This window comes from Henriciella sp. (assembly GCF_029937755.1).
Taxonomy (GTDB): domain Bacteria; phylum Pseudomonadota; class Alphaproteobacteria; order Caulobacterales; family Hyphomonadaceae; genus Henriciella.
In genome coordinates, this window is the sequence record NZ_JAPYPG010000005.1 from 212,175 (window position 1) to 229,288 (window position 17,114).

16 protein-coding genes are annotated in these 17,114 nt (G+C 61.3%); 6 read left to right on the plus strand and 10 right to left on the minus strand.

The genetic code is table 11. From position 1 onward, the window contains the following. Positions 1–2 precede the first annotated feature (2 nt). The 5 genes from ccoG to ccoN are packed head-to-tail and all read right to left on the minus strand — an operon-like array spanning position 3 to position 4,952. Positions 3–1,460, minus strand: a complete 1,458-nt coding sequence (gene ccoG / locus Q1K29_RS12795; protein WP_300395415.1) for a cytochrome c oxidase accessory protein CcoG — start codon at positions 1,458–1,460, stop codon at positions 3–5. Between the two features lie 12 nt (positions 1,461–1,472). Further along, the gene (gene ccoP, locus Q1K29_RS12800) at positions 1,473–2,360 is read right to left on the minus strand and encodes a cytochrome-c oxidase, cbb3-type subunit III (RefSeq protein WP_300395416.1); all 888 of its coding nucleotides are present in this window, start codon (positions 2,358–2,360) and stop codon (positions 1,473–1,475) included. After that, the gene (locus Q1K29_RS12805) at positions 2,353–2,514 is read right to left on the minus strand and encodes a cbb3-type cytochrome c oxidase subunit 3 (RefSeq protein ID WP_300395418.1); all 162 of its coding nucleotides are present in this window, start codon (positions 2,512–2,514) and stop codon (positions 2,353–2,355) included. Before Q1K29_RS12805 ends, ccoP begins: the two co-directional genes overlap by 8 nt. Before the next feature lie 9 nt (positions 2,515–2,523). Next, entirely contained in the window at positions 2,524–3,291 is a 768-nt protein-coding gene (gene ccoO / locus Q1K29_RS12810) for a cytochrome-c oxidase, cbb3-type subunit II (RefSeq protein ID WP_300395420.1), read from the minus strand. Between the two features lie 11 nt (positions 3,292–3,302). Next, the gene (gene ccoN / locus Q1K29_RS12815; RefSeq protein WP_350209131.1) at positions 3,303–4,952 is read right to left on the minus strand and encodes a cytochrome-c oxidase, cbb3-type subunit I; all 1,650 of its coding nucleotides are present in this window, start codon (positions 4,950–4,952) and stop codon (positions 3,303–3,305) included. 193 nt (positions 4,953–5,145) lie between these two features. On the opposite strand from ccoN, the gene Q1K29_RS12820 reads away from it, so the two are divergent. The 4 genes from Q1K29_RS12820 to Q1K29_RS12835 all read left to right on the plus strand — a co-directional run bounded on the left by Q1K29_RS12820 (position 5,146) and on the right by Q1K29_RS12835 (position 8,102). Next, complete coding sequence (locus tag Q1K29_RS12820) at positions 5,146–5,406, plus strand: hypothetical protein (protein ID WP_300395423.1); 261 nt, start codon at positions 5,146–5,148, stop codon at positions 5,404–5,406. Between the two features lie 114 nt (positions 5,407–5,520). Further along, positions 5,521–6,648, plus strand: a complete 1,128-nt coding sequence (locus Q1K29_RS12825) for a PAS domain-containing sensor histidine kinase (protein WP_300395424.1) — start codon at positions 5,521–5,523, stop codon at positions 6,646–6,648. Further along, positions 6,641–7,261: a response regulator gene (locus tag Q1K29_RS12830; RefSeq protein ID WP_300395426.1), complete on the plus strand. Its 621-nt coding sequence runs from the start codon at positions 6,641–6,643 to the stop codon at positions 7,259–7,261. Before Q1K29_RS12825 ends, Q1K29_RS12830 begins: the two co-directional genes overlap by 8 nt. A 103-nt stretch (positions 7,262–7,364) precedes the next feature. Continuing rightward, positions 7,365–8,102: an SDR family oxidoreductase gene (locus Q1K29_RS12835; RefSeq protein WP_300395428.1), complete on the plus strand. Its 738-nt coding sequence runs from the start codon at positions 7,365–7,367 to the stop codon at positions 8,100–8,102. A gap of 152 nt (positions 8,103–8,254) precedes the next feature. Here Q1K29_RS12835 and mmsB read toward each other — a convergent pair whose 3' ends face one another. Genes mmsB through Q1K29_RS12850 form a run of 3 tightly spaced genes read right to left on the minus strand, consistent with a single transcriptional unit; the run spans position 8,255 to position 11,686 of the window. Continuing rightward, positions 8,255–9,145 (minus strand): 3-hydroxyisobutyrate dehydrogenase, encoded by an 891-nt coding sequence (mmsB, locus tag Q1K29_RS12840; RefSeq protein ID WP_300395430.1) that lies wholly within the window; start codon positions 9,143–9,145, stop codon positions 8,255–8,257. Next, on the minus strand, positions 9,145–10,179 hold the full coding sequence (locus Q1K29_RS12845) for an enoyl-CoA hydratase/isomerase family protein (protein ID WP_300395432.1): 1,035 nt from the start codon (positions 10,177–10,179) through the stop codon (positions 9,145–9,147). Before Q1K29_RS12845 ends, mmsB begins: the two co-directional genes overlap by 1 nt. 10 nt (positions 10,180–10,189) lie before the next feature. Continuing rightward, on the minus strand, positions 10,190–11,686 hold the full coding sequence (locus Q1K29_RS12850) for a CoA-acylating methylmalonate-semialdehyde dehydrogenase (RefSeq protein ID WP_300395433.1): 1,497 nt from the start codon (positions 11,684–11,686) through the stop codon (positions 10,190–10,192). A gap of 111 nt (positions 11,687–11,797) precedes the next feature. Here Q1K29_RS12850 and Q1K29_RS12855 point away from each other — a divergent pair, with 111 nt between their 5' ends. Continuing rightward, a complete protein-coding gene (locus tag Q1K29_RS12855) occupies positions 11,798–12,667 on the plus strand; it encodes a LysR family transcriptional regulator (protein WP_300395434.1) in 870 nt (289 codons plus the stop codon). A 4-nt stretch (positions 12,668–12,671) separates the two neighbouring features. Here the strand turns inward: Q1K29_RS12855 and Q1K29_RS12860 are convergent, their stop codons facing one another. Both Q1K29_RS12860 and Q1K29_RS12865 read right to left on the minus strand, forming a co-directional pair. Continuing rightward, entirely contained in the window at positions 12,672–13,211 is a 540-nt protein-coding gene (locus tag Q1K29_RS12860; protein WP_300395436.1) for a VOC family protein, read from the minus strand. Between the two features lie 2 nt (positions 13,212–13,213). Continuing rightward, positions 13,214–13,864 carry a carboxymuconolactone decarboxylase family protein gene (locus Q1K29_RS12865; RefSeq protein ID WP_300395437.1) on the minus strand — a complete coding sequence of 217 codons (651 nt, stop codon included), beginning with the start codon at positions 13,862–13,864 and terminating at the stop codon, positions 13,214–13,216. A 243-nt stretch (positions 13,865–14,107) separates the two neighbouring features. On the opposite strand from Q1K29_RS12865, the gene Q1K29_RS12870 reads away from it, so the two are divergent. Beyond that, positions 14,108–16,945: a phosphoenolpyruvate carboxylase gene (locus Q1K29_RS12870; RefSeq protein WP_300395439.1), complete on the plus strand. Its 2,838-nt coding sequence runs from the start codon at positions 14,108–14,110 to the stop codon at positions 16,943–16,945. The last annotated feature ends 169 nt before the right edge of the window (positions 16,946–17,114 follow it).

The following is a 17,114-nucleotide window of genomic DNA, read 5'->3' on the forward strand; positions in this document are numbered from 1 at the left end:
CGTCAGTCTCCTGCAGCCATGAAGCTTGTGCGGTTGATGCTGACCTCCCCGGTCTTCGCATCGGTCAGGACGAGGTTAAAGTATTTCCGCCCATCGACGGCCTCTTCGGGGATAGTGACCAGCATCCGGTAGCGATCGACACCATTTGCGGCAACTGGCAGGACAAGGCTTCCGTCACTGTCAGATTCCAGCCCGACAATCTCGATCTCCATGTCGTCCATACCTGTTGCAGTCAGGGCCATGTTACGGGCATCGCCAGCCTTGTTGACGAGTTTCAGTGTATAGCCATTCCGGATATCACCATTGGAAAGTTGCACGAAAGGCGGCGACCGGTCCTTGAGGACGTTCACTTCGAAGGTACCGCGATTGAACAGACCGAAGGCCATGAGGCTGGCGATGCCGATGATCAGCAGCGAATAGAGCACGGTGCGCGGGCGTATCAGCCGGTACTTGGTCGGCTGGCCGACAGCGCGGGCGGCAACAGCAGTATCGGTGTCATAGGCGATGAGGCCAGTTGGCCGGCCAACCGTCTTCATTATCTGGTCGCATGCATCGATGCAGAGGGCACAGTGGATGCATTCCAGCTGTGGTCCGTCGCGGATGTCGATGCCCATCGGGCACACCTGGACGCATTGCTTGCAGTCGATGCAATCGCCCCGGCCTTCCCAGCTCTCACCCTTGCGGTGCGGCCCGCGCGGTTCTCCACGGTCATAACGATAGGTGACGTTGAGCGCGTCCTCATCGGTGAGCGCGGCCTGGATGCGCGGCCACGGGCAAAGATAGGTACAGACCTGTTCGCGCATCGTCCCGGCCAGCGCATAGGTCGTGAAGGTCAGGATACCCGCGAACCAATAGGCCGCCAGCGGTGCCTCACCGATAAAGAATGTCTGGGCGATCATCCTGGCATCGTGGAAGTAGAGGATGAAAGCCCCGCCGGTGAAGAAGGCAATGACCAGCCAGACAATGTGCTTGCCGATCTTGCGCCACGCCTTGTTGAAGCTCCAAGGCGCGCGGTCGAGCCGCATCCGCTTGGCGCGGTCGCCCTCGAAGGCGCGTTCGACCCAGATATAGAGGTCGGTCCACACCGTCTGCGGGCAGGCATAACCGCACCAGACCCGGCCAAAGAGCGACGTCACCAGGAACAGGCCCAGCGCGGCGAGGATCATCAGGCCGGCGAGGTAGTAAGCCTCCTGCGGCCAGATCTCGATGCCGAAGAAGAAAAACCGCTCACCGCCAAAATCAGCGAGCACGGCCTGGTCAGGCACACCCTCACCCCGGTCCCAGCGCAGCCACGGCACAAGATAGTAGATGCCGAGGAGCACGGCCATCGCGGCCCACTTGACCGTCCGGAACTTGCCGTGGGCAAGCTTCGGATAGATCTGCTTCCGCTTGGAATACAGATCCTGCGGCGGCGGGACCGGCGGTGGCGACTTGGACGAAATGAGGGTGACCTGGTTCATGGCGTTCGGGCCTTACTCCCCACCACCCAGCGAGTGCACATAGACGGCCAGGGACTTGATGGTCGCATCGTCGAGACGCTCACCCCAGGCTGGCATATGCGCATTCCGGGCATTGTAGATTGTGTTGTAGACCTCACGATATTCGCCTCCGAAGAGCCATTCCTGATCGGTCAGGTTCGGTGCGCCGACCTTGCGGTCGCCCGTCCCGTTCTCACCGTGGCAGACGGCACATTGTGCGGCAAAAATCTCCTGTCCACGCTCAACCGCCTCGTCATCGCCAACGTCACGGCCGGAGATATCGAAGACGTAGCTGGCGACATCATCGATCTGGGCGCGTGTGAGAAGACCATCGCGGCCAAAAGCCGGCATGATGGAAAAGCGGGTTTCCGGGTCTTCCTCATGGCGGATGCCGTGACGCAGCGTGTACTCGATGCCATCGAGCGTGCCCGACCAGAGCCAGATATCGTCTGCCAGGGTCGGATAGCCCTTGGCGCCACGCCCGCCTGCCCCGTGGCAGGTCGCGCAATTGTCACCGAAGGCACTTTCACCGGCTGCCATGGCGAACTGCTGCAGCGAGCGGTCGGTCTCGATTTCCTCGAGGCTGGCATCGAGAAGAGCGGTGCCGGCCACTGTGCGTTCAGACCGCAGCTGATCGACCTGCCGGGCCACATTCACCCGGTCGGATTCGCCAAGCACGCCGCGCGTGTTGGTGCCAAGCCCCGGCAGGGCGGGCAGCGCCGGCATGGCAATCATGTAGACGATCGAGAAGGCGATCGTGGCGTACCAGATATACAGCCACCAGCGCGGGAGCGGATTGTTCAGCTCCTTGATACCGTCCCATTCATGGCCGGTCGTCTCGACGCCTGTCGGCTGGTCGATATCCTTGGTGTGATCACTCATCTCCGGGCTCCCGGTCTTGAAGAGGTAGTTGGGCGGCCTCATCGAAGCGCTTCTGATTGCGCGGCCAGAGGGCGTAGGCGAGAACGGCAGCGAAGATGACGAAGAAGTAGATCAGGCCACCTGTCTGCGCGAAGCTGGACAGTTTTTCGTACATCAGGTCCTCCTAGCGCCGGTTCATCAGGTCTTCGGCTTCGTAGGTGGAGAAATCCACCAGCGTGCCGGTCATCTGAAGGTAAGCCACGAGCGCATCCATTTCGGTGATGCGGTCGGGGTCGAGGTCGAAATCGCGGATCTGGACCGTGCCGTCACGGCCGGCGGCTTCGGTGTAGCGGGCCACAAGCGCGTCCTGCTCATCGAAATAGATGTCCGGATCGACCTGTGCCCGGAGATCGATCTCGGCGTTCTCGATCATCTCTTCAGTGTAGGGCACGCCCACCATCTTCAGCGCCTTCAGGTCATGCTCGATATTCTCATAGTCGAGCGACTTCTCGGCCAGGAAGGCATAGGGCGGCATGACCGATTCCGGCACCAGGGCGCGCGGGTCGATCAGGTGGTCGACATGCCATTCGTCGGAATACTTGCCGCCAACGCGGGCAAGGTCCGGCCCGGTCCGCTTCGAGCCCCACTGGAAGGGGTGGTCGTACATGGACTCGGCGGCCAGCGAGTAGTGACCATACCGCTCCACCTCGTCACGCAGCGGACGCACCATCTGTGAGTGGCAGACATAGCAGCCCTCACGGATATAGATGTTGCGGCCAGCCACTTCGAGCGGGGTGTAGGGGCGCATGCCTTCCACCTTCTCGATGGTGTTCTCCATGTAGAACAGCGGAGCCATCTGGATGATCCCGCCGATCGACACCGTGATAAGGATGGCGATGGTGAGAATGAGCGAATGGCGTTCAAGAATGCCGTGATTATTCAGAAGTCCCATGTCTCAGGCCCCTATTCGGCAGGTTGGAGTGAGGCAGCCGCCGGCGGATTACTCACCGCGGGGGCATCAGCCGGCTGGTTGATCCGCTCATGACCAATGGCTGTGCGGACCAGGTTGTAGGCCATGATCAGCGCGCCGCTGAAGTAGAGCAGACCGCCCGACATGCGGATGATGTAGCTGATATGCTTGGCTTCGACGGTTTCCACGAAGGAGTATTCGAGGAAGCCGAACTCGTTATAGGCACGCCACATCAGGCCTTCGGTGATCCCGGCGAACCACATCGAGACCATGTAGAAGACGATCCCGATGGTCGCGAGCCAGAAGTGCCACTCGACCAGCGCGAGGGAGTACAGGCTTTTACGCTTCCAGAGCCATTGCGTCAGGCAGTAGAGCGCCCCGAAGGAGATAAAGCCAACCCAGCCGAGTGCGCCGGAGTGCACGTGGCCGATGCCCCATTCGGTGTAGTGGCTGAGCGAGTTCACCGCCCGCACGGACATCAGCGGACCTTCGAAGGTCGACATGCCGTAGAAGGCCAGCGAGACGACCATCATGCGGACCACCGGATCGGTGCGCAGCTTGTCCCAGGCGCCCGACAGGGTCATCACGCCGTTGATCATGCCGCCCCAGGAAGGCATCCACAGCATGATCGAGAAGGTCATGCCCAGCGTCTGCGCCCACTGCGGAAGGGCTGTGTAGTGCAGGTGGTGCGGACCGGCCCAGATATAGATGAAGATCAGCGACCAGAAGTGGACGATGGAGAGCCGGTATGAATAGACCGGACGCTCGACGCGCTTCGGGATGTAATAATACATGATCGCCAGGAAGCCGGTCGTCAGGAAGAAGCCGACGGCGTTGTGGCCATACCACCACTGGGTCAGCGCATCCTGAACCCCTGCAAACAGGGCGTAGCTCTTTGCCGAGCCTATAGCGACCGGCACAGCGAGATTGTTCACGATGTGCAGCATTGCAATCGTCACGATGAAGGACAGATAGAACCAGTTGGCCACATAGATGTGCGGCTCTTTGCGTTTCCACAACGTGCCGAGGAAAACCAGCAAATAGGCGACCCAGACGACTGTCAGCCATAGATCGGCATACCATTCCGGCTCAGCATATTCTCTCGATTGGGTGATGCCCATCAGGTAACCGGTGGCGGCGAGCACGATGAAGAGCTGATAGCCCCAGAAGACGAACCAGGGGAGCATACCGCCGAACAGACGCGCACGGGTCGTGCGCTGAACGACATGGAAGCTGGTCGCCAGAAGGACGTTACCGCCAAACGCAAAAATCACCGCCGATGTGTGCAGCGGGCGCAGGCGGCCGAAATTGGTGAAGCCCCATTGCTCGAAATAGAAAAGGTTCGGCCAGGTCAGCTGAAGCGCGATCACGATGCCGACAAGGAAGCCGGCAACACCCCAGAACATGGAGGTAAACACGCCGAATTTGACCAGCGTGTCTTCATACTTGGTTTCATCGAAGGGGTCGCGATCCCCCAGTTTCCCGGCCCACAGGCCGATCCCGACCAGCCATGCGGCGACGGCAAAGAAGAACAAGGTCGCATGGATGCCCATCAGGCGATCCATGGCGTTGCCGGCAATGAAGACGGCAAGTATGGCGAAGACCGCGAGCATGCCGGCGACAGATGCCGTGCTCGTGTCCATGCCACCCTTTCGAAGTGTCGTTGCGCTCAATTTCTGCTCCCCAGCTTAATTGCCCTCCGGCCAACAAACCTTCGGACGGGACTGTGATCAAGGGGGGGATTAAGACAGTTGCGAATTTACGGTTATACGGGCTCTTACGTATGGGCCAGCCTGTCGCAGCGTGGCTTATTCCGCCTCATCAGGAGGCATCGTCATGTACCGCAAACTCTTCTTCGTTCTGGGCTTTGCCATTGCTGCATTCGCATTACCGCAGGTGCTTGAGCATCATGCCCGCGCCGAACTCATGCAGCTGGCCTGGTGCTCTTCAAGCGGGAATGCAGCCCCTCAGTCGGGACTGTTTGCCTTCCACTGCATCGCCTGCCCGATTCTGGTTGCCGGTGTCAGCGCGATGCTGATCAGTCTGGTGATGCCGGTGCGCCGGTTCGGTCTGCGTGTGAAGGAAGCCCGCCTGTAATGAGACCGCTCTTCGCCCTCATCTGCAGCTTGACCTCCTGCCCCTGCATGGCGCATTGCCGTGCGGGTGAAGTTGGAGGTCTGCGCACTGAGCCGTCAGGAACTCATATACGATATGGCGGAGATGGACGTTGACGCGCTCCATCAGCACTTCCGGTCCATCCTTAACTCGGTACCGGATGCCATGGTCGTCATCAATGACGCCGGGATCATCACGGCGTTCAGCAAGGCGGCTGAGACGCTGTTTGGCTATGGTGCCAACGAGCTTCTGGGCCAGAATGTCAGCATCCTCATGGCGCCAGCCGACAAGGTGCAGCACGACAACTACATCAATCGCTACCTGCGCACGGGCGAGCGCCAAATCATCGGCATCGGCCGCACCGTCACCGCGCGCCGCAAGGATGGCTCACTCTTCCCGATCGACCTCAAGATCGGGGAAGCCAAGATCGGCGAACACTTTCTTTTCACGGCTTTCATGCGCGACCTGACTGAACAGCGGCGCAACGAATCGCGCATGAAGGCCCTGCAGGCCGAGCTCGTCCACTTTTCGAGGCTGAGTTCTGTCGGCACCATGGCCTCTGCGCTGGCGCATGAGCTGAACCAGCCGCTGACCGTCGTCACCAATTATCTCGAAGCCGCGCGTGACCTGCTCGATTCTCCGGATCCGGAGACGCTCGCCATGGTCCAGGAAGCGCTCGCCGAAGCTGCCAAGCAATCGGTGCGCGCCGGCCAGATCGTACGAAAGCTGCGCGACTATGTCTCCCGGGGCGAGATCGAGAAACGCCCCACCCCGCTCGTTCCCTTGCTCGGGGACGCCGTCGCCCTTCTGCAGGCGGAGATGGGCAAGCCAGCCAACCGTGTCGAGGTCAGTGTCGGCGAAACCATAACCGACATCATGGCCGACCCGATCCAGATCCAGCAGGTGGTGATAAACATCGCCCGCAATGCGCTGGAGGCCATGGACGGCCAAGCCGACCCGTGTGTCAGGATAACTGCCGCCCCGGCCAGCGGCGGCTATGTCATGATCGCCATTGAGGACAATGGGCCCGGCATCGACAAGGATGTCGCCGATCAGCTCTTCAAGCCGCTCGCCAGTTCCAAGACGACTGGCATGGGCCTCGGCCTGTCGATATGCAAGACTATTGTGGAAGCCCATGGCGGCACGATCGAAGCCATGCCCGGCGAGGATGGCGGAACCCGTTTCGTATTCACAGTAGAAGGCCCTGACGATAGCGATGAATGAAGCCGAGAAGCCCCTGATCCATCTCGTCGATGATGATGAGGCCGTACGACATTCCGCCAGCTTCATGCTGCGCCTCTCCGGCTTTCGCGTGCAGACGCACAAGGATGGCGTGAGCTTTCTCGATGAGCTGAAAACGCTTGAAGACGGCTGCATCCTGCTCGACGTCCAGATGCCGAAAATGAACGGCCTCCAGGTCCAGAAGGAACTGAATGTACGCGGCTGCGAAATGCCGGTCGTGGTCCTGACCGGCCATGGCGACGTGTCGGTCGCCGTCCAGGCCATGAAATCCGGCGCCATCAATTTCGTCGAGAAACCGTACGAAAAGCAGGTCCTGCTGAAGGCTCTCGAAGAAGCGTGTGAGGAAATGCGCAACCGCTCGCACGGTGCGCTTCAGAAGGCCGACGCTGAAAAGCGCCTCGCTCACCTGACACCGCGCGAAACGGAAGTGCTGGAAGGCCTCGTGGACGGGCTCACCAACAAGGCGATTGCCAATACGCTCGACATCTCCCCGCGCACGGTCGAGATTCACCGCGCCAATCTCATGGAGAAGCTCGGCGTCGACAATCTCTCCGGCGCCCTGCGTCTCGCCTTCGCCGCGGGCCACGGCCAGTAGACAATTCGCCAGCCTGTGACGCCCCTGCCCTTGCGGGACGGGCTGTCAGCACCACGCCAAACCGCTATCCAGTCTGAAACACAAAAGACCTGGAGGATCGGACATGGCTCAGGATACGGATTTCACGGGCAAGACCGTGCTCGTCGTTGGCGGCTCGAGCGGCATCGGCAACGGGATCGCGCATGCCTTCATGGAGCGCGGCGCGAAAGTCCATGTCTGGGGAACGCGGCCAAGCGCTGAAGACTATAGCGCCGAGGATGGCAGCGACCTCACAGGTCTCACCTACACGCAGGTCGATGTCGGCGATCCCGACCAGATCGAAGCGGCCAAACCCAGTTTCGACACGCTTGATGTGCTTGTCCTCTGCCAGGGGATCGTTGCCTACAAGCGTGCGGAGTTCGACCGACCCGGCTGGGACAAGGTGATGTCCGTCAATCTCGACAGCCTGATGCACTGCTCACGCAAATTCAAAACGATGCTTCAGGACACCAAGGGCTCGATCATCATCGTCAGTTCGATCTCCGGCCTGAAAGCGAACATCGGCAACCCGGCCTATGCCGCCTCGAAGGCCGGCGCGATCAACCTGACGAAGACCCTCGGCCAGGCCTGGGCGCGCGATGGCATCCACGTGAACGGGCTGGCCCCTGGCCTTGTCGACACCAAACTTACAAAGGTGACGACCGACAACCCGAAGCGGATGGAGGGCGCGCTTGCCGCCATCCCGGCGGGTCGTGCAGGAGAGCCCTCAGACATGGCCGGCGCGGCGATCTTCCTCGCCTCGCCGCTCGCCTCCTATGTCTGCGGGCACACGCTTATCGTCGATGGCGGCCTGTCGCTTTAGGGGCGCTCGTAGAAAACCGATCCACTTCCCTTACGCCGCTTTCCCAGCGCAAGCTGGGCCCCATGGCGGTTGAGAGCACACCTGCCAGCCGCCATGGACCCTGACTTTTGTCAGGGAGACGGGAAAAAGAGCGTTTCAGCCCAATTTCAGAGTTAGATCTCGCCCCGGATCCGTTTCATCACGCCGGAGAAGTCGAGTCCGGCATGGCCGTCCTCGTCCAGCTTCGCATAGATCTCCTCGGCGTGGTGCCCAAGTGGCGTCTCGGCGCCAGCACCTTCGGCTGATGCCAGTGCGAGCTTCAGGTCCTTCAGCATCATCGCGACTGCGAAGCCCGGCTTGTAGTCGCGGTTCGACGGCGCGGCAGGCACAGGCCCTGGCGCCGGGCAATAGCTTGTCATCGACCAGCACTGGCCGGAGGCGGTCGACGAAATGTCGAAGAAGGTCTGCGCATCTAGGCCCAGCTTTTCAGCCAGGTTGAACGCTTCGCAGGTGCCGATCATCGAAATGCCGAGCAGCATGTTGTTGGCGATCTTGGCGACCTGACCGTTGCCGGCCGCACCCGCATGGAAGACATTCTTCGCCATCTTCTCAAGCACCGGCTTCGCGCGCTCATAGCCCTCTTCCGGCCCGCCGACCATGAAGGTCAGCGTACCGCCTTCGGCTGCGGCCACGCCGCCCGAGACTGGGGCATCCATATAGGCAAAGCCAGCCTCGTCAGCTTTCTTCGCCGCCTCGCGGGCCTCTTCGACGGCAATGGTCGAGCAGTCGAGAAAGAGCGTCCCCGGCTTCGCGCTTGCCGCCACGCCATCATCACCGAAGTAGACCTGGTGGACGTGCTTGCCGGCGGGCAGCATGGTCACGACGACATCCACATCGGACACCGCATCCTTGATGGACCCCGCTTTCGTCGCGCCAGCGCTGACAGCCTGCTTCACCGCTTCCTCATTGAGGTCGAAAGCCGTTACCTCAAAGCCGCCCTTGGCGAGGTTGGCGCACATGCCGGAGCCCATATTCCCGAGCCCGATGAATGCGAGTTTGGTCATCACTTGTCTCCGATAAATGTGAGTTCGTCCTCGCCCAGCGACTCGAAGAAGGTGTCGAGGATGATCGGGCGAACCTCGTCGAGGCTCCCCGGTGTCCAGTCCGGCTTGTTATCCTTGTCGATCAGGACCGCGCGCACACCTTCATGGAAGCTCTTGGTGAGCACCAGCCGTGAGGCGATGCGGAATTCCATGCGCATGTTCTCGCGGAAATCCTTGCACTTGGCGCCCTCATGCAGCTGGCGATGGGCGATCTTGAGCGTCAGCGGGGACTTCTTCTTCAGGCCTGCTGCCTGTGCCTTCGCCCAGTCGCTACCGTCTTGCAGGCATTCCATGATGCTTTCGACACTGTCCTTGGCGAAGCAGGCATCGATTTCGGGAATATGATCGGTGAAGCTGGCGGAGGCCTCGGTCTTGAGGCCTTCCAGCGCCGAAACGCCGTGTTCGCAGAGCGTGTCGGCGAGGCCTTCCGGCTGCTCGGTAAAGTGCGTCGCCACACCGACTGCCAGAACGTCCTCCCCCTTGAGCCGCTCACCGGTCAGCGCCAGCCACATGCCAAGCTCACCCGGAAGGCGGGGCAGGAACCAGCCGCCGCCGACATCCGGGAACAGGCCGATCCCGCTTTCGGGCATGGCGAACAGCGTGTTCGGGGTCGCGACCCGGTAATCGCCATGCACCGAAATCCCGACGCCTCCGCCCATGGTCACCCCGTCGATAATTGCGACATAGGGCTTGGGATATTCCTCGATCAGCGTGTTGAGGCGGTATTCGGCAGCGAAGAATTCGCGCGCTTCCTTGCCATCCTTGGCGCCCGATTCCGCCAGCATGCGGACATCGCCGCCCGCGCAGAAGCCGCGTGTGCCCTCGGCATGATCGACGACGATCAGCTCGACACCGTCATCGTCGGCCCACTTGTCGAGCGCATCAATCATACGCTTGCACATGTCGAGATTCAGCGAGTGCAGTGCCTTCGGCCGGTTCAGCGTGATCCGCCCCGCCTTGCCTTGCTTGCGCGCGATGACTGAAGCTTCCTGCATGAACTGTCTCCTATTGCATGGTCGGGATGACAAAGGCCTGATCGCCAATGTCGCCTTCCGGCCAGCGTTGGGTAACAGTTTTAATCTTGGTCCAGAAGCGTATGCCTTCCGGGCCGTGCTGATTCGTGTCGCCAAAGGCCGAGCGTTTCCAGCCGCCAAAGGTGTGATAGCTGACCGGCACCGGGATCGGGACGTTGACGCCCACCATGCCGACATTCACCTGCGCGGCGAACTCGCGCGCGGCGCGGCCATTCGAGGTGAAGATCGCGACGCCATTGCCATACTGGTGCTTCGAGGGCAGCGCGGCGGCCTCCTCCAGCGTCTCGGCACGCACCACCTGCAGGACGGGCCCGAAGATCTCGTCGGTGTAGGACTTCATCCCCGCTTTGACATTGTCGAAGAGCGACGGGCCGACAAAGAAACCGTTCTCATGGCCCTGCAGGGAATGCCCGCGGCCATCGAGCTTGAGGTCTGCGCCCTCATCGACACCGAGCTGGATATACTCCTCGATCTTTGCCTTGTGGGCGGCGGAGACGACCGGGCCATAATGCGCATCCTTGTCGGTCGAGACCCCGACCTTCAGGTTCTGCGCCGCCTCAAGCATCCGCTCGACAAACTCGTCGCCCGTGTCCTTGCCGACCGTGACAGCGACCGGTAGCGCCATGCAGCGTTCGCCAGCCGAGCCATAGGCAGCCCCGACAATGTCCTTCACGGCCTGGTCCATATTGGCGTCCGGCATGATGATGCCATGGTTCTTCGCCCCGCCCATAGCCTGGACGCGTTTGCCGTGCGCCGTGCCGGTCGAATAGACGTACTGCGCGATATCGGACGAGCCGACAAAGCTCACAGCCTTGATGTCGGGATGTTTGAGAATGGCATCAACGGCGGTCTTGTCGCCATGGACGACATTCAGCACGCCTTCCGGCGCCCCGGCTTCCATGAAGAGCTCGGCCAGACGCACCGGCACGGACGGGTCCTTCTCCGACGGCTTCAGCACGAAGGTGTTGCCGCAGGCAATCGACACCGCGAACATCCAGCACGGGATCATGGCCGGGAAGTTGAACGGCGTGATGCCGGCGCACACACCCAGCGGCTGGCGCATCGAATAGACGTCGATGCCGGGGCCAGCGCCCTCGGTGTACTCGCCCTTCTGCAGGTGAGGGATACCGCAGGCGAACTCGACCACGTCGATGCCGCGCTGCACGTCGCCCTTCGAATCCGCGACCACCTTGCCGTGCTCTGAGGAAAGCAGTTCGGCCAGCTCGTCGATATTCTGCTCAAGCAGGTCCTTGAATTTGAACAGGATGCGGGCGCGCCGCTGCGGATTGGTGGCTGCCCATTCCGGCAGCGCGGCCTTCGCGGCTTCCACGGCCTTGTCGACTTCAGCATCGCTTGCGAGATCGACCTTCGCCTGCACGTCGCCGGTGTTGGGATTATAGATGTCGCCAAAACGGCCGGACTGGCCCTCGACGCTCTTGCCCGAAATATAGTGGTGCACGCTGCGCATGGCTTGCCTCTCCTGGATGTCTGATTGAGCCTGACACTAGGGGCTGGACCAATGCGGGTCCACAATAAGGTTTGCAGCTGACACCTGCGTTTTTGCAGGCTAACAACAGGCATGAACTGGGACGACCTCAAGATTTTCCTCGATGTGACGCGCCAATCCAAGCTGGATGAAGCCGCAGCCCACCTGCATCTCGATGCGACCACAGTCAGTCGGCGCATCAAGCGGCTGGAGCAGGAGCTTGGACTCACCCTGTTCGAACGCACACGGCGCGGGCACATCCTCACACCATCCGGCGAGCGCCTGGCCGCACGCGTCGAGGCGATGGAGTCGCTCTCGCTCGATATCCAGTCGGAAAGCGCATCGGAACAGAGCGCGGCCGGGCGTATCCGGCTCGGCGTCACAGAAGGCCTTGGCTCTGCCGTCATCGCCCCGGCGCTCGGCAGCTTCAAGCGCCAGCACCCGAAGATCGATGTCGATCTGATCGCGCTGTCCGGCTTTGTCAGTGTACCGAAGCGCCAGGCCGACATGTCCATCCTGCTGACGCGACCATCGGCGGGCCGGCTGAAGGTCAAGAAGCTCGCCGACTATTCGCTGAAACTCTATGGCGCCACGGGCTATATCGACCGGCATCCGCCGATCACCTCACGCTCTGACCTGCAGCGCCACACGCTGATCGGCTATGTCGACGACCTCATCTACTCCTCACAGCTGCGCTATTTTGACGAACTCCTGCCGGGCCTCACGCCGCAGCTGTGCAGTCCCAGCATCGTGGCGCAGGTCGAGATGGTCTCAGCCGGCGCCGGGCTTGGCATCCTGCCGGTCTTCATGGCCGAGCGCCTGCCCCATCTGAAGCCGCTCCTGCCTGCCGACATCCATGTGACAAGGTCCTTCTGGCTATCGCTGCATGAGGATGTTGCCGGCCTCACACGCAACCGGCTGATGGCCGATTTCCTCGGCCAGCTCCTGCACGACCTGCACTGAAGCCTCAGGCCTCGGCGCCCGTCTTTTCGGCCTTGTGGACCTGCATGTGCGCAGGGGGCTTGGAGAAATTCGGCTCCTTTGCCTCAAGCGCGGCAAGCGCTTCCTTGCGGTCTTCCTCATTGAAGCTGCCAGTGGTCAGGCAGAATTCGACGAGATTGTCGTTCGGGTCCTTGGTGTAGATCGACTTGCACCAGTTGTGGTCGATCTCCATCACGTCGAGCCCGGCATCCAGCCACTGTTCCTTGCGGCGCTCGAAATCAGCCTCATCTGCAACATCGAAGGAGATGTGGTTGATGTGCTCCGGCACACCCGCAGCCTTGGAGAGGTTGGTCTCGAAGTTTTCCGTTCCAGGCATGTCGTGCATTTCCCAGAAGGCGATGAACTTGTTGTCGTCTTCCATGCGGTAGAAAAAGTGCTTCGCCCAGCCGCCGCCCGGCGACGGACCGACCTCGACCTTCACCAGGTCGAACCCCAGAACACCCTCGTAAAAGGCGTGAATCTTGTTCATGTCGCGCGCGGCGAGCGCCAGGTGGTGGTAGCCCATGCTCAGTCCTCCCTCTTCTTCTTGTCGTCGACCATGCTCATGACGTCATCGCTTGAGCCATCCGGTGCAGCGACTTCCACGACCCGTTCGTCGACATCGTCATATTCGAGCCGCAGCGCCCGGCTCATCGTCGCATGCATATCATAAGTCGCGGTGACATAGGTCAGCTCGAGGATTTCCTCGTCAGACAGGTGTGCCTTCAGCGCCTCGAATATACCATCCGGTACACGCCCGCCCTGCAGGACCAGGCAATCGGTATAGGCGAGCACCGCACGCTCAATCGGTGACCAGCAGTCGGCAACAGGCCAGTGAGGGATCGCCTCGATCTGCTCCTCCGAAAGGCCAACATCGCGGCAAGCCTTGCAGTGCTGGGAGAAAACGAATTGCGAGCCCCGCGCCCAGCCGGCCCGGATCTGGCCGAGTTCACGCAGCTTCGGATCGATCTTGCGGTTCTTCGATCGATAGAACTGGAACCCCTCGGTCGTGTGCTTGAAGGCGTCCGGGACCAGAGCGAAAACGGTCCACCAGTTGCCGGGCGTGCCCGTTGCCGTCCCCGGCTGCTCGACCGGGTCGCGGTCACCAAACAGCATCTCATAAAGCTTCAGCGCAAAGGGATCGGCATCCTTGCGCGGCACCTGCCTCAGTCTCGGCATCGCATCCTCCCATGGTCTGATGGCCTCTACCGGGCCTTGCCGCTACATAAAGCCACGGATCGTGCCCTTGCGCCACGCTGACACCGCGTCAATGATAACGCTAACTGACTGGCTGTTTGGCGTGGCCGAACTTTCCGGCAAGCTGGGGGAGCGGTTGCTTGACACCAGCGTTGTGCTCACAACACAGATTTTGAGGAAGGTGGTGATTGTCACGTCACCGCATAAGGAGAGAATGGAGAGAGGATGGCAGACGCGCAGCCCCGAAGGACATCCCCCCTGCCGCTCGACCGGGACGCCATACTCGACCGTCTGCGCTTTCATGCCTCCGAGATCGAAAACGACCCTCTGACCAATTCCGTCTTTGCGCTGGCGCTCGAACTCTTCCAGGACCTCGACAGTGAACAGACCTCACTCACGGATCTGACAAGCCTCATCGACACGTTCCACTTCGACCTGCTGTGCGACCGGGCCACACGGTTTAGGGAGCAGCACGTAGCTGTGGTTAATGGATCTCCCTGGAGCGGGGTGAGAGCCACGCTGGAAAGAGCCGCCGAAGAAGGCTTCGACGCCTTCAGCCACAGCATCGGCACGGCTCGCGGTGGTATCGTTTTCACTGCACACCCGACCTTCGCCCTCTCGCAATCCCTCCGCAAAGCCTTTGCTGAGTATGTGTCCGGAGATGACGAGACGAGCAGGGAAACGCTGCGAGCCGAGGCCAACAAGCCGAACCGCGACTGGCCTGACCAGATCACCCTGCTCAGCGAGCACGAAGAAGCTCAGGAGGCCATTGCCAATGCGCGTGATGCCGCACGCACCTATGGCGAGCTGATCGTCGGGATCGCGCAGAACGCCTTCCCGGATGACTGGCGTGACTTCCGCCCGGTCCTCCCGACCATCGCCAGCTGGGTCGGCTATGATCTCGACGGGCGCACCGACATCCACTGGTCGCAATCCATTGCGCTGCGCCTGCGCGAGAAGGAAGCCCAGCTCGGCTATTACTCAGAGCGGCTGGCCGGTCTCGATGCGAACGGCAAACTGGACGCGCTGCAGGACAGGCTGGAAAAGGCAAGGATCCATACCGGCGAGGCCGCCGCCCTGTTCGAGGGCGACCTGTTTGACCCCGATACGCTGATTGAAGCCGCAAACTTTCTCACAGCAGACGCCACCGACAAGCTGACGGACGCCTGTGAAATCATTGCGCCACTCACGGCACTGATCGAAGACGAGGCGACGGACGCCGCCTTTGCCGGCAAGCTGCAGGTCCTGCGGGCCGAGGTCGAAGCCCTGCAGCTTGGCACGGCGCGCATCCATCTGCGCGTCAACGCTGCCCAGGTCCGCACCGTCCTGTCGCGGGACCTCAATCTCGAAACCGAAGACAATGAACTTGGCCGCGTGGCGCTAAGCCAGCTCTCTGACATGGCGGACTCCAATGAGGTCCGCCCGGTCAATTTCGCCGATCTGTTCATCGAACAGTCGACCGCGCGCCGCCAGTTCATGATGTGCGCGCAGATCCTGAAGCATATCGATGCCGGCTCGCCGATCCGCTTCCTGATCGCGGAAAGCGAGAACCCGGCCACCGTGATGGGCGCGCTGCATCTCGCCCGGCAATACGGCGTCGATCATGCCCTCGACATCTCGCCGCTCTTCGAAACACCGGAAGCGCTGGAGACTGGCGGGCGGTTCGTCGAACGTCTGCTGGAGGAGCCTGCCTTCGTCGATTATGTCCGCCATCGCGGCTATCTCTCCATCCAGCTCGGTTTCTCCGATTCCGGCCGCTTCATTGGCCAGGTCGCTGGGAATATGGCGATCGAGCGGATCCACAATCTCATCGGCCGGGCGCTGGGCGACAAGGTGCCGGGCGTCGGCCTGCTCTTCTTCAATACGCACGGCGAATCCATGGGCCGCGGTGCCTATCCCGGCAGCTTCGAGCAGCGCTTCGACCATCTGCTCACCCGCTGGACACGGGCCGGCCTCGTGCGCCGGAACATCCAGCCCCTGCACGAGGTGAGCTTCCAGGGGGGTGATGGCTTCCTGCACTTCGGGACGCCTGCCCTTTCCGAAGCGACCTATGCCGCCTTCTGCGAACACATCCTCTCGCCGACGGATACCGCGCTGGATGATCCTTTCTATAAGCAGACCGACTTTGTCTGGGATGCCTACCGGGCGCTTCGCGGCTGGCATGAAGCGCTTTTCCACGATGGCGACTATGCCCGGCTGCTTGGTGGCTTCACGTCCGGCTTCCTGGTCAAGGCCGGCTCGCGCCCGGTCAAACGGGCCGGCAGTATTTCCGGGCCGTCCGCCATCCGCGCCATCTCGCATAATGCAATGCTGCAACAGCTTGGCGTGCCGCTGAACTCCGCCTGCGGCATTGGCTCCTCGATGCCGCGTGAGACGGAGACGCTGAAGGATCTGATCAACGCCTCGCCACGCATGCATGCGCTCGTCATGCTCGCCGTGCAGGCCCGGATGCTGACCAGCCTTCCAACGCTGCGCGGCTATGCGAGCGTCTACGATCCGGAAGTCTGGCTGGCCCTCGCCAAGCACCGGGACGTAAAGAACGAGGAGGCGCTACGCCGCGTCGCGAACTCTGTCACCGACTATACGACAACCACCAGCCTCAAGCGCATCAACAATATTCTTGCCGTCGACCTGATCAAGTTCGACCGCCTGCTTGCCACGCTCGATGATGCCCCTTCGGTCGAGGCCCGCCACGAAGCACGGCTGGAAATGCATGCCCTGCATGCGCTTCGCCAAGCGATCATGATGTATGCGCTCAGCCTTGTCGGCCGGCTGCGCACGCTCTCGGCCCGGCACGATACGAGCCTTGAAGACATCATCGGCCTGTTACTCGACCTGCGCCTGGAAGACGCCGCCGACATGCTGGAGAAAATCTATCCGGCGTCCCGGAACGATACGGATCTGATCAAGGGTGTTTCAGAACAGGGCTTCGAAGGCGCGTCGACAAGCGCGGCCGGCTATGACCAGCTCCACCGGGACATCATTCAGCCCCTCCGTCTGACCGGCGAACTGGTACGGCGTATTTCAGTTTCCAATTGTCATGCCTTTGGCGCCTGGGGCTAGGAATAACGGGCATGGCAAAGATTAAGGCCGCCCGGCCCGCATACTGCTGAAAACACTACAGATTGCATTTGAAACTATTTGCTGTCGTCCGGTTTCGGCCTGTCACGCGAATCTGGTGCAAATGGTGCATTGCGAAAAAGCACGATTCGCGAGTACGGTTACAACCAGA